Consider the following 12,669-nt stretch of genomic DNA (forward strand, 5'->3'; position numbering starts at 1 on the left):
GGACGGAAGGGACGCTAGGGACGAAAGGGACGCCGCCTAACTGCCCAGCCGCCCGGCCGCCTAGCCTCTCAAATACTCCACCGCGTTCCGGAAGAGCGCCAGGCCCTGGCCCTCCTCGGGGAGGTCCTCCCGGGTCCAGCGCGGGTGGTTCGTGCGGTGGAGGAACGCCTCGGGATGGGGCATGAGCCCGAACACCCGGCCCGTGGGGTCGCACACCCCGGCCACGGCGCCTGGGCTTCCGTTGGGGTTCCACGGGTAGGCCTGGGTCGGCCGGCCATCGGGGTCGGTGTAGCGAAGGGCCACGAGCCCGCGGGCCTCCAGGTTTTCCAGCACCTCGGGCGACCGGGTCACGAATTTCCCCTCACCGTGCCTCACCGGATAGTACAGCCGGTCTAGCCCCCGGGTGAACACGCACGGGGAGTCCGGCTCGACCTGGAGATACACCCACCGGTCCTCGAAGCGGCCCGAGTCGTTGTGGGCCAGGCTCGCCACGGGCTCGCCGTACCGGCCGTCGGGGGCCGGCAGGAGCCCCAGCTTCACGAGGAGTTGGAACCCGTTGCACACCCCCAGCACGAGCTTTCCCCCCCCGATGAAGGCCAGGAGATCCTCGAAGAACGGGTGGGTCCCGTTGGTGCGCACCCGGCCGTACCGGAACCGGACGGCCCCCGCCTTGCCCGCCCCCAGGTCGTCGCCGTCGAGGAACCCGCCCGGCAGGTTCAGGAAATCGAAGTCCTCGAGCCGCACCCGGCCGGCGAAGACCTCGGCCGTGTGGGCGATGACCGCCTCGGCGCCGGCCAGCCGGCAGGCGTGGGCCATCTCCCGCTCGCAGTTCGTGCCGTTCCCGGTGAGCACCAGGGCTCGCACCTTGGCCATGGTTCGTATCCGCTCTGTGAGGCTGGAACGCTAGAAAGCTGGAAAGCTAGAAGGCGGGGAGGCTGGGAGGCTCACCGCCCCGAAATCCGGACGTCGAAGCCCGCCCGACACCGCTGCAACAGCCCCCCGGCCTCGACCGTCCCCTGCCCCGTCCGGGGTCGCGGGGCCGAGAACCCGAACGTCGGCCGGGTCCCGGAGGCCGTCCTTCTGTCTTCTGTCTTCTGTCTTCTGACCCCCGATCACGCCAAGGGCTCGAGGGGGGCTTGCCAGGCCCGCTTGAGCTCGTCGATCCGGGCCCGGACCACGACGTCGCCCCCGAGGCCCCGGAGCACGAGCTCCGGCTCGGCCGTGACCTCGCCCACCGGCGCGAACGCCGACCCCGCCAAAACCCGCTCGAAGGCCTCCACGTGCTCCGGCCGCACCGTGACCACGAACCGGCCGGCCGACTCGCTGAACAAAAGCTCGTCGTCCCGGGTCACCCCCTCGAGGGGCACGCGGCCGAGCTCGGCCGCGATGCCGAACCCGCCGGAGAACGCGGTCTCCGCCAGGGCCACGGCGAGCCCGCCGTCGGAGCAGTCGTGGCACGAGGCCACGAGCCCGTCGCAGATCGCGGCCTCGAGGTTCCGGTAGAGGGGCAGCGTCTCCTCGGGCCGGACCCGGGGCACCCGGTTGCCCACGTACCCCAGGTGGGCCCAGTACTCCGAGCCCCCGAGCTCGGGCCGCGTCACCCCGAGCACGTACACCCGGTCGCCCGGGCGCTTGGCGTCCATGGTGACGCACCGGCGCACGTCCTCGATCCGGCCGATCACGCTCACCAGGAGCGTCGGCGGGATCGAGATCTTGAGGTCCCCGTGGATATAGTCGTTCTTCATGGAGTCCTTTCCGGACACGAGCGGGATCCCGTAGGCCACCGTGAGGTCGTAGAGGGCCTCGTTGGCCCGCACGAGCTGGGCCAGCTTGTAGGCCCCGTCGGGGTTTCGCTCGCTCGCCACCGGATCGCACCAGCAGAAGTTGTCCAGCGCGGCCAGGTGGTCGAGGCTCGCGCCCACCGAGAGCGCGTTTCGCACGGCCTCATCCACCGCGGCGGCGGCCATGGCGTAGGTGTCGATGTCGCTGTAGCGGGGCACGATGCCGTTGGCCGTGACCACGCCCTCAAAGCTCTCGAGCACCGGCCGCACCACGGCGGCGTCGGAGGGGCCGTCGTTCACCACCCCCACAAAGGGCTTCACGACGCTCCCGCCCTGCACCTCGTGGTCGTACTTGCGGACGATGGTCTCCTTGGAGCAGATGTTCAGCCGGCCCAGGAGGGCCCGGAGGGTGTCCGAGAGGTCGGGGGGGCCGGCGTCGGCCGGGGGCTCGGGGTGGACGGGCCGCTCCCAGCGGGCCGTGAGCCGCATCTCCGGAAGTCCCTCGTGGAGGAACGCGAGGGGGAGGTGGGCCACGGTGCGCTCCCCGTAGAGCACGTGGAACACGCCGTCGTCGGTGAACTCCCCGAGGTCCGTGGCCTCGACCCGCATCTCGGCCGCAAGCCGGAGGAACTCGTCCAGGTGCTCGGGCGGCACGGCCAGGGTCATGCGCTCCTGGGACTCCGAAACCAGGATCTCCCAGGGATCGAGCCCCGGGTACTTGAGCGGCGCCCGGGCCAGATCGAGCCGCGCCCCCCCCGACTGCTCGGCCATCTCCCCCACGCTCGACGAGAGCCCCCCGGCGCCGTTGTCGGTGATCGAGGTGTACAGCCCCCGGTCCCGGGCGATCAGGAGGAAGTCGTAGAGCCGCTTCTGGGTGATGGGGTCGCCGAGCTGCACCGCCGTGGCCGGGCTGCCCTCGTGGAGCTCCTCGGAGGAGAAGGTGGCCCCGTGGATGCCGTCCTTGCCGATCCGGCCCCCGGCCATGACGATGCGGTCGCCGGGCCGGGCTCCCTTCTCGTGGCCCGGCCGGCCGGCCACCTCCCGGGGGATGAGCCCGGCCGTGCCGCAGTACACCAGGGGCTTTCCGAGGTACCGGTCGTCGAACACCACGCAGCCGTTCACGGTGGGGATGCCGCTCTTGTTGCCCCCGTGCTCCACCCCCCGGACCACCCCCTCGTAGATCCGGCGCGGGTGCAGGAGCCGGGGCGGCAGCTCGCCCTCGTAAAAGGGGTTGGCGAAGCAGAAGGTGTCGACGTTGAAGATGAGCCGGGCGCCCATGCCGGTGCCCATGGGGTCGCGGTTCACGCCCACGATGCCGGTGAGGGCGCCGCCGTAGGGGTCGAGGGCCGAGGGGGAGTTGTGGGTCTCCACCTTGAAGCACAGGCTCCAGTCGTCGTTGAAGGTGATGACCCCGGCGTTGTCCTTGAACACCGAAAGGCAGATGTCCCGGTCGCCCTTGCCCCGGCGCACCCGCTCGGTGGCGCCGACGATGTAGGTCTTAAAGAGGCTCCGGATGGTGCGGACGCCCCCCTCGCCGTCGTGGTACTCGATGGTGGCGTTGAAGATCTTGTGCTTGCAGTGCTCCGACCAGGTCTGGGCCAGGCACTCGAGCTCCACGTCGGTGGGGGCGGCCGGAAGCCCCAACTCCTCGCGCCGACGGCGCACGGCGGGGTCGCGGTAGTGGTCGCGGATGGCCCGCATCTCGTCGAGCGAGAGCGCGAGGAGCCGGTCCCGCGACAGGGCCAGGAGCTCCTCATCGGACCGCTCCAGGTCCACCGTCTCCACCCGGCCTCCCCCCACAGCCCGGACCCGGGGGATCTCCAGGGGGAACCCGCCGGCCTCCCGAAACTCGGGAGCAGAGAGCACCTTCCAGCGGTGGATGAGCTCGTTGGCCAGGAGGTCCCGGGCCAGGTGCTCCATGTCGGCCCGGCTGAGCTCGCCACCCCGCACCAGGTAAACCACCGCCGTGTACACCTGCCGGTCGTGGGGAAACGTGCGGCCCAGGCGCATCTCCAGGGCCTCTTTGGCCGTGCGGCCCACGTTGTCGGTGACCCCGGGGAGGAACCCCACCTCCACGGCCCAGTCGAACCCCGGGAACACCCGGTGGGCCAGGGGCGCGTCGAAGGCCCAGTCCTGGATCACCGGGTCCGCCAGGGCCTCGGCCACGGCGCCGGCCTCGGCCTCCGGGAGCCCCAGGTCCAGGGTGAAGACGTCGAGGGTGCGCACCTCGTCCACCTGCAGGTGCAGGAACTCCCGCGCCTCCCGGGCCACCCCTTCCCCCCGGGGATCCCGGAATTCGGGCCGGATCCCCACCTCCACGCGGTGTGCCATCAGATCGGTCTCCGGTCGTCGGTCTGCTGCCGCCGGCCGCGGCGCGGGGTCACGCGCCTTCGGCTTCGCCGAAGATCCGGCGGAAGATCGTGTCCACGTGCTTCAGATGGTAGCCGATGTCGAAGGCCTCGTCGATCTCCTCGGGTGTGAGGAGCCGCGACACGTCCGGGTCCTGGGCCAGGAGGGCCTTGTAGTCGGCCCCCTCCTCCCACACCCGCATGGCGTTTCGTTGCACCATGCGGTAGGCCTCCTCCCGGGTGACCCCCTTGTCCACGAGCTTCAGGAGCACCCGCTGGCTGTAGATGAGTCCGCCCGTGAGATTGAGGTTCCGCTCCATCCGCTCGGGGTAGACCACCAGATTCTCGATCACGTTCGTGAACCGATGGAGCATGTAGTGCAGGAGCGTGGTGGCGTCAGGGGCGATCACCCGCTCGACGCTCGAGTGGGAGATGTCACGCTCGTGCCACAGGGCCACGTTCTCCAAGGCGGCCTGGGCGTAGGAGCGCAGGAGCCGGGCGCAGCCCGTGAGGTTCTCGGTGGCGATGGGGTTTCGCTTGTGGGGCATGGCCGAGGAGCCCTTCTGGCCGGCCGAGAAGTACTCCTCGGCCTCGAGCACCTCGGTGCGCTGGAGGTGGCGGATCTCCACGCTGAACTTCTCGATGCTCGCCCCCACGACCGCCAGCAGGCTGAAGAACTCCGCGTGGTGGTCGCGGCTCACCACCTGGGTGGACCCCCGGGCCGGCCGCAGCCCCGCCCGGCGGCACACGTGCTCCTCCACGAAGGGGTCCACGTTGGCGAAGGTGCCCACGGCGCCCGAGATTTTGCCCACGGCGATGATCTCCCGGGCCCGGCGCAGCCGCTCCAGGTTCCGGGTCATCTCGTCGTACCACAGGGCGAGCTTCAGCCCGAAGGTGATCGGCTCGGCGTGGATGCCGTGGGACCGGCCGATCTGGGGCACGAGCTTGAACTCGTGGGCCCGGCGCCGGAGCACCTCGGCGAGCCGCTCCGCCTGGGCCAGGATCAGGTCCGTCGCCTCCACGCACAGCATGGCCAGCGCCGTGTCGAGCACGTCCGACGAGGTCATGCCCATGTGGATGAACCGGGACGCCGGGCCCACGTGCTCGGCCACGTTGGTCAGAAACGCGATCACGTCGTGCTTGACCTCGGCCTCGATCTCGGCGATCCGGGCCACCTCGAAGGCGGCCCGCTCCTGGATCTGGTGGAGGTCCTCGTCGGGGATCTTGCCGAGCCGGTTCCACGCCTCGCAGGCGTAGAGCTCCACGTCGAGCCATTTGCGGAAGCGGTTCTCGTCGGACCAGACGGCGGCCATCTCGGGCCGGGTGTAGCGAGGGATCATGGGGGGCTCCGGTCGTCGGTCTGCGATCGCCAGTCAGCGGTCTACGGTCTGCGGTCGTCGGTTTAGGGCCCGGCGGGGGCCAGGGAAACCAGGCGGCCCGGGCGGTCCTGGCGGGCCACCAGGAGGAGCACGTCGTCCGCCGCGCCGAGCCGTTCCAGCGCGGCCCGGGTGGCCCGGTAGGCGAGCCGGGGCTCGTTGTTCGTTTCGGAGAGGTGCCCGAGCACCACGGCCCGAAGCCCCGGGTGGGCGAGTTCCCCCACCAGCCGGGCGCACTCCTCGTTGCTGAGGTGGCCGTGGCGCGAGCGGATCCTCTGCTTGAGGACCCAAGGGTACGGCCCCGTGAGGAGCCGATCCTCGTCGTGGTTCGACTCGAGGAACAGCGCGTCGCACCCGCCAAGGAGCTCCCGCACGGCGTGGGGCACGAACCCGAGGTCCGTGGCCAGCCCCACGGTCCACCGGCCGTCCGACACCCGCAGGGCCACCGGGTCGGCCGCGTCATGGCACCCGGGAGCCGCCCGGACCTCCAGACCCGCCACCTCGAACGGCCGGCCGGGTTCGAACTCCCGAACCTCGACGTCCCGGAGCCCCTCGGGCCCCAGCACAGCCTCGGCGGCCTCCCGGCAGGCGGGCGTCATCCAGGCCGGGACCTTGTGGCGCCGGCACCACACCCCGACCCCGGCCAGGTGGTCCCGGTGCTCGTGGGTCACGATCACCGCCTCGATGCGGCGGTCGGCCAGCCCGGCCCCCTCCAGGCGGGCGGCGATCCGGCGGCCCGGGAGCCCCGCGTCCACCAGGAGCCCCCGCCCGTTCGTCCCCAGGTACACGGCGTTGCCGCCGCTTCCGCTCGCCAGGGCGCAGAGCTCCACGATCAGGCTTCCGGCTCGGCCAGGGCCCGGCGGCCCCGCAGGATCCGGCCCCAGGCCGTGGCGTTGGCCCCGAGGCCCAGGAGGGCCAGCGTGACCAAGGCCCCGCCGCCGGTGCCGAGCCCCAGGGCACTCTCCCACGGGCTCACGAGGAGCCCCGCGGCGACCAGGAGCAGGCGCTCGGGCCGTTCGAACGCGCCGCCCCGCAGCGGGTACCCCAGGCCCTCGGCCCGTGCCCGGGCGTAGCTCACCATGAGCGCGCCCTGGAGCGCCACGAGCGCCGCCGCCCCGGCCCAGACCGCGCAGCCGGTGCTACAGGCCCGGGCCCACAGGCCCAGCACCACCGCGAACTCGCCGTAGCGGTCGAGGGTCGAGTCCCAAAACGCGCCGGCCCGGGTCGCCGTACCGGTGGCCCGGGCCAGGGAGCCGTCGAGCGCGTCCAGAAGCCCCGCGAGCAGCAGCGTCATCCCGGCGGCCGCGGGCCAGCCCCAGGCCAGCGCCCCGGCCACGGCCGAAAGTACCAGGCCCGCGCCCGTGAGCGTGTCGGGCCGCACCCCGCGGCGGGCCAGGGGTCCGACGATCGCCCCCTCGATCGCCCTCCGGAACGCCCGCTCGACCGGCCCGCCCGCCAGCATCTAGCCCACCCGGGCCAGGTAGGCCTCGATCCGGGCCCGGGCCTCGGGCTCCGGCATCTGCTCGGGCGGGTGCTTCATGGTGTAGGCCGAGATGGGAAGAAGCGGCCCGGCGTCCCCCCGGTCGCGGGCCACCTTGCACACCCGGATCGCGTCCACGGCCACCCCGCCGGAGTTGGGGGAGTCCTGTACGGAGAGCCGGGCCTCGATCTCGATGGGCGCGCCGCCGAACCCCCGGGCCTCCATGCGCAGGAAGCACACCTTGTTGTCGTTCTGCCAGGGCACGTAGTCCGACGGGCCGATGTGGATGTTCTCGGGCGGGAGCGGATGGGGCAGCACCGACTGGACCGCCTCGGTCTTGGAGATCTTTTTCGAGCGCAGCCGGTCGCGCTCGAGCATGTTCAGAAAGTCGGTGTTCCCCCCCGTGTTGAGTTGGTAGGTGCGCTCCAGCACCGCCCCGCGCTCGGCCATGAGGCGGGCGAGCACCCGGTGGACGATGGTCGCGCCCACCTGGCTCTTGATGTCGTCGCCCACGCAGGGGATGCCCCGCTCCCGGAACCGCTCAGCCCACTGGGGGTCGGACACGATGAACACGGGCATGCAATTGATGAAGGAAACCCCGGCCTCGAGGCAGCACTCGGCGTAGTAGCGGGCCGCCTGCTCGCTTCCCACCGGCAGGTAGTTCACGAGGATCTCGGCCCCGGTCTCCTTGAGGACCCGGGCCACGTCCACCGGTTCGGCCCGGGCCACCCGGAAGGACCGTTCGGCGGGGTAGTCGGCCATATGGGGAGCCACCCCGTCGAGTACGGGCCCCATCTGGACCGTGACCCCGGTGGGCGGAAGATCGGGGCAGATGGGCTGGATGCAGTTGGGGGGAGCCAGGATGGCGCGTTCCACCGGGACGCCCACCTTGCGCTCGTCCACGTCGAAGGCGGCCACCACCCGGATGTCCCAGGGGCGGTAGCCCCCCACCACGGGGTGCATGAGCCCCATGGACTCGTCGGGATGACGGCGGTAGTACTCGATGCCCTGGAGCAGTGCGGAAGCGCAGTTCCCGACCCCGACGATGGCCAACCGGATCTCACCCATCGGTACCCCTCGAACGCCGCTGGGAAACGGGAAAACGAACGCCGCCGGGTCCGAAACAAGCCCCGGCGCACAGCCGCCACCGCCCAGCGCCCCGGGCCGGGCGGAACGCTGGAATCTACTTTGGAGCCGCGGGCCGTGTCAACGCCGGCCGGCGCGGACCTTGTCCCTGAGCCAGGCCTTGGCGTAGGCCACGAGCCCGGTGGTCCGGCGCTCGCCGCCCCGGTGGACGAGGGTGCCGTCCAGGTACCACGAGCGGGTCCGGAACCGCTGGAGCTTGCCGGAGGAGGTCTTGGGGAGGGTGCGGGCCGGCACGATCACCACCCGGTCGGGCCGGCACCCGGTGGCCTCGGCCACCTCGGCCTGAACCCGGCCGGCCAGGTCCGCCGGCGGGTCGGGTTCCCGGGTCTCCACCACCAGGACCACCTCCTCGGTGCCCCGGTCCTCCCGGGTCACGGAGAAGGCGCACACGCCCCCGGGCTTCACCCCCTCGACCCGGGCCGCGGCGGCCTCGAGGTCCTCGGCGAAATAGTTCCGGCCGGCCTTGATCACCATGTCCTTCTTCCGGCCCGACACGTAGAGGTGCCCCTCCAGGAAGAACCCGAGATCCCCGGTGTGGAGCCACCCGCCCCGGAGCGCGGCGGCCGTGGCCTCGGGGTTCGCGTAGTACCCCTTCATGACCGAGGGCCCCCGCACCACGATCTCGCCGCGGACCCCCTCGGCCAGCGGGGTTCCGGCGTCGTCCACCACGGCCACCTCCACGGTGGGAAGCGGCCGCCCCACGCTCACCACGGCCCGGGCCCCGGGCCCCGGCGGGCAGGCGACGGCGCGGTTCTCGCCCTCCAGCCGGTCGGCGTCCACGTGGACGATGCGGGGTTCGGCCCCGAGCTCGGCGAACGACACGGCCAGGGTGTTCTCGGCGAGCCCGTAGGCCGGGAAGAACGCCTCGGGCCGGAACCCGACCCGCCGGAACCGGTCCCGGAACCCCTCGACCGTGGCCGGATGGATGGGCTCGGCCCCGCACAGGGCCACCCGAAGCGACGCGAGGTCGATCCCGGGGAGGTCGGCCTCCCGGGCCTTGCGGGCCACCAGGCTGTAGGCGAAGTTGGGCCCGGCCGTGAGCGTGCCCCGGTGGTCCGAGATCATCCGCAGCCACCGCACCGGCCGGCGCAGGAAGTCGATGGGCGAGCAGGCCACCAGGGGCACCCCGAAGTAGAGCGACCCCAGCATGAGCCCGATGAGCCCCATGTCGTGGTAGAGGGGCAGCCACGACACGGCCACGTCGCCGGGCCGGGGGGCCATGCCGTGGCCGATGGCCCGCAGGTTCGCGAGCAGGTTCGCGTGGGTGAGCATGACCCCCTTCTGGGTGCCGGTGCTCCCTGAAGTGAACTGAAGGAGCGCCAGGTCCTGCGCCGCGTGGGGCACCCGGGGGGCGTCGCCGGTGGGCTTCACGTCGGAGGGGGTCAGGAACCGCACGGAATCCGGCAGTCGGTCCTCCACGGGCCGCACCAGGGGCCGGATGAGCCCGTTCGTCACGAGGTGGCGGACGCCCGCCGTGGCGGCCACCCGGGCGAGGTTGTCCAAATACTCCTCGAGCCGGCCCATGCGCACCGGCGGGTAGGCCGGCACCGGCACCCCGCCCGCGAGCAGGATGCCCCAGTACGCCTCGTAGAAGGCCCGCTCGGTGGGGAGCACCAGGAGAACGGCCCCCCCGGGCTCGAGCCCCGCCCCCACGAGCGCGGCCGCCCACCGGCCGGCCCCCTCCCGAAGGCCGGCGAAGGTGAGCCGGCAGTCCACCTTGTCCTTGGCGTAGAGGGTGAGCCACACCTCGTCGCCCTGGCGCCGCACCCGCTCCTCCAGGGCCTGGGGCAAGGTCTGGACCTGGGCCAAATCGTCGCGGAACCGGTTCGTGTCGGCCATGGAGCACCGTGAATCGTGAAGTCGTGAATCAGGAATCGTTTGGCTTCCCGGCTTCTTCGGCTGGGGACCGCCGCCCAGCCGCCCAGCCGCCTAGCCGCTCCGCCACCGCCCGGCGGGCGGCCTCGGCCAGGGCCTTGCGGTCGGGGAAGGCGGCCGGGTCGAGGGGTTCGGCCAGCCGCACTTCGGCCCGCACGGGACCGGCGGGAAGAAATCGGGTCCGGAGATGACGCCAGAGATCGGGCTCATCGATCCAGGCCCACACCCTGGGGTCCGGCGGGTCCGTGTACGCGATGGCCACCGGCACCACCGGGGTCCCGGCCCGGCGGGCCGCCTCGAACAGCATGGGCCGAAACGGCCCCAGGGTGCGGCCGTCGGGGGAAACCCCGGCCTCGGGAAACAGGATCACCCGCTCGCCTGCGGCCAGCAGGGCCGCCAGCTCGTCGATCCACGGCCGGCAGTCCCGGGGCCGGTCGCGGTCGAGGAACACCGTGCCCCCCCACCGGGCCAGCGCCCCGAAAAACGGCCAGCCGTGGATCTCGGCCTTGGCCACGAACCGGCCGGGCACCGTGGCCCCCAGGCACAGGATGTCCAGGTAGCCCACGTGGTTCGCCACCACGAGCCCCCCGGGCGGCGGCTCGGGCCCCGTCCGCTCGACCCGCAGGCCCAGAGCCGCGGCGCAAAACCGGGCCCAAGCGGGCATGGCCTGGCGCCACCCCCCGACCCTGGCGTAGAGGCCGAAGGCGGGGCTCGCCAGGGCGGCGGCCGCCGCCCCGATCCACCGCCCCGGGCCTGCACTCCGGCTCATGCCGTCAGGATCTCCAGGATCTCCCGGTAGCGACGGGAGGTCTCGGCCACCACCTCGGGCGGGAGCTCCGGCCCCGGCGGGGTCTTGTCCCAGTCGAGCGACGAGAGGTAGTCGCGCACGTACTGCTTGTCGAGGCTTTCCTGGGGTTCGCCCACCCGGTAGTCCGCCGCCCGCCAGAACCGGGACGAATCCGGGGTGAGGAGCTCGTCGATCAGGATCAGCTCGTCGCCCAGGAGGCCGAACTCCATCTTGGTGTCGGCGATCAGGATGCCCTTCCGGGCCGCCTCCTCGGCCCCCCGGCGGTACACGGCCAGGGCCAGCTCCCGCACCCTTCGGGCCAGGTCGGACCCGATCAAGTCCTCGACCTTTTCGAAGGGGATGTTCTCGTCGTGTTCCCCCACCTCGGCCTTGGTGGAGGGCGTGAAGATGGGCTCGGGCAGTTTCTCCGACTCCCGTAGCCCCGGCGGCAGGGCGATGCCGCACACCGCGCCGGTGGCCCGGTACTCCTTCCAGCCCGAACCCGAAAGGTAGCCCCGCACGATGCACTCCACCGGGAGCGGCCGGGCCTTTCGCACCAGCATGCTCCGGCCGGCCAGGACGTCGGCGTGGCGGCGGGCGGGTTCGGGGTACTCGGCCGGGTCGGCCGACACCAGGTGGTTCGGCACCAGGTCCCGGGTGCGGCCGAACCAGTGCACCGAGAGCCGGGTCAGGACCTCGCCCTTGCCGGGGATCGGGGTCGGAAGGATCACGTCGTAGGCGCTCAGCCGATCCGTGGTCACGATGAGCAGGTGCTCCCCCAGGTCGTAGATGTCGCGCACCTTGCCCCGGCTTACGAGCTCAAGGCCTTCAAGGTTGGTCTCGTACACGGTCTGGGTCATGGGTGGGCCCTCCGTTGGGACGTTGGGACATGGGAACGATGGGGTTTTCGCCGGGTGCCGCGCGAAGCACCGCCCTCACGACCCACAGCCGGCGACGAACGACCTTCCTCCTACCCGAGTCCTTCGATCTCGAGGATCTCGTACTCCTTGACGCCCCGGGGGGCGTCCACCTCCACGTCGTCGCCCACCTCCTTGTTGAGGAGGGCCCGGGCCAGGGGCGAGGTGATGGAGATGCGGCCCTGGTTGACATCGGACTCGTGGGGCCCCACGATCTCGTAGACCTTCTCTTCCCCGGTGTCGAGGTCTTCGAGCCGCACCCGCACCCCGAACCGGACCCGCTCCTGGGGCCCCCGGGGCGGGTCCACGATGTCGGACTCGGCCAACTTCGTCTCGAGATCCCTGATTTTCGCCTCAATCCAGCCCTGTTTCTCCCGGGCGGCGTGGTATTCGGCGTTCTCCGAGATGTCCCCATGGGCCCGGGCCGCCTGGATCTCCTTGACCACCTCAACCCGGTCGACCTTCTTGAGCTTTTCCAGTTCCTCGCGCAACCGGGCGTATCCCTGCCGCGTGATGGGCATACGGCTCATGTACAGTTCCTCCTTCGTCGGAAGGCTAATAGGCTAGAAGGCTGGAAAGCTGGGAGGCTGAGATGCCTCCGCTTCCAGGTACCTTCCTGCTAAGACGTTAGGATGCTAGGACGCTAGGACGCCAAAATCCTTTGGGATGCCAGCGTCAGCGGCTGCCGTATCAGGGGCCAGAATTTAGAAGTCAGAGGTCAGAGAACCCCCTGTCCTCTGTGGTCTGTCTTCTGGCCCCTGGCACGGTCTTCGGTCCCGTGGTCCGGGCTACGGAGTGTCCCGTCTAACCGGGTGCGGAAACCTTTTGTTCTTGCGACCTGACCGCCTCGCGGACCACCGGAGCTTCCAACTGACACGGACCCGTCGCCCGCGTTGGGGGGCAAGGGGCCTCCCGGAGAGCCGGGTGCGGCCGTACCGGGGAACAGAAATCAGAATTCA

Annotated in this window: 10 protein-coding genes; all 10 read right to left on the bottom strand. The window is 71.5% G+C overall.

The annotated features are described in order from the left end of the window. Positions 1 to 60: 60 nt before the first annotated feature. Entirely contained in the window at positions 61 to 873 is an 813-nt protein-coding gene (locus tag ACYQ8L_RS13785) for a phosphoribosylformylglycinamidine synthase subunit PurQ (RefSeq protein WP_459942387.1), read from the bottom strand. A gap of 239 nt (positions 874 to 1,112) precedes the next feature. Then, on the bottom strand, positions 1,113 to 4,112 hold the full coding sequence (locus tag ACYQ8L_RS13790; protein ID WP_459942388.1) for a phosphoribosylformylglycinamidine synthase subunit PurS: 3,000 nt from the start codon (positions 4,110 to 4,112) through the stop codon (positions 1,113 to 1,115). A gap of 49 nt (positions 4,113 to 4,161) precedes the next feature. Then, positions 4,162 to 5,469 (bottom strand): adenylosuccinate lyase, encoded by a 1,308-nt coding sequence (gene purB, locus ACYQ8L_RS13795; RefSeq protein WP_459942389.1) that lies wholly within the window; start codon positions 5,467 to 5,469, stop codon positions 4,162 to 4,164. Between the two features lie 62 nt (positions 5,470 to 5,531). Next, entirely contained in the window at positions 5,532 to 6,335 is an 804-nt protein-coding gene (locus ACYQ8L_RS13800; RefSeq protein ID WP_459942390.1) for an MBL fold metallo-hydrolase, read from the bottom strand. 2 nt (positions 6,336 to 6,337) lie between these two features. Continuing rightward, the gene (locus ACYQ8L_RS13805) at positions 6,338 to 6,967 is read right to left on the bottom strand and encodes a CDP-alcohol phosphatidyltransferase family protein (RefSeq protein ID WP_459942391.1); all 630 of its coding nucleotides are present in this window, start codon (positions 6,965 to 6,967) and stop codon (positions 6,338 to 6,340) included. After that, the gene (locus ACYQ8L_RS13810) at positions 6,968 to 8,053 is read right to left on the bottom strand and encodes an inositol-3-phosphate synthase (RefSeq protein WP_459942392.1); all 1,086 of its coding nucleotides are present in this window, start codon (positions 8,051 to 8,053) and stop codon (positions 6,968 to 6,970) included. Between the two features lie 138 nt (positions 8,054 to 8,191). Next, on the bottom strand, positions 8,192 to 9,970 hold the full coding sequence (locus ACYQ8L_RS13815) for a fatty acyl-AMP ligase (RefSeq protein ID WP_459942393.1): 1,779 nt from the start codon (positions 9,968 to 9,970) through the stop codon (positions 8,192 to 8,194). 28 nt (positions 9,971 to 9,998) lie between these two features. Beyond that, a complete protein-coding gene (locus ACYQ8L_RS13820; protein WP_459942394.1) occupies positions 9,999 to 10,775 on the bottom strand; it encodes a lysophospholipid acyltransferase family protein in 777 nt (258 codons plus the stop codon). Next, positions 10,772 to 11,653, bottom strand: a complete 882-nt coding sequence (locus tag ACYQ8L_RS13825; protein ID WP_459942395.1) for a phosphoribosylaminoimidazolesuccinocarboxamide synthase — start codon at positions 11,651 to 11,653, stop codon at positions 10,772 to 10,774. The genes ACYQ8L_RS13820 and ACYQ8L_RS13825 overlap by 4 nt, the downstream gene beginning before the upstream one ends. Positions 11,654 to 11,763: 110 nt before the next feature. Then, complete coding sequence (greA, locus tag ACYQ8L_RS13830) at positions 11,764 to 12,240, bottom strand: transcription elongation factor GreA (RefSeq protein ID WP_459942396.1); 477 nt, start codon at positions 12,238 to 12,240, stop codon at positions 11,764 to 11,766. Positions 12,241 to 12,669 lie beyond the last annotated feature (429 nt).

It is taken from the genome of Deferrisoma palaeochoriense (assembly GCF_054656955.1).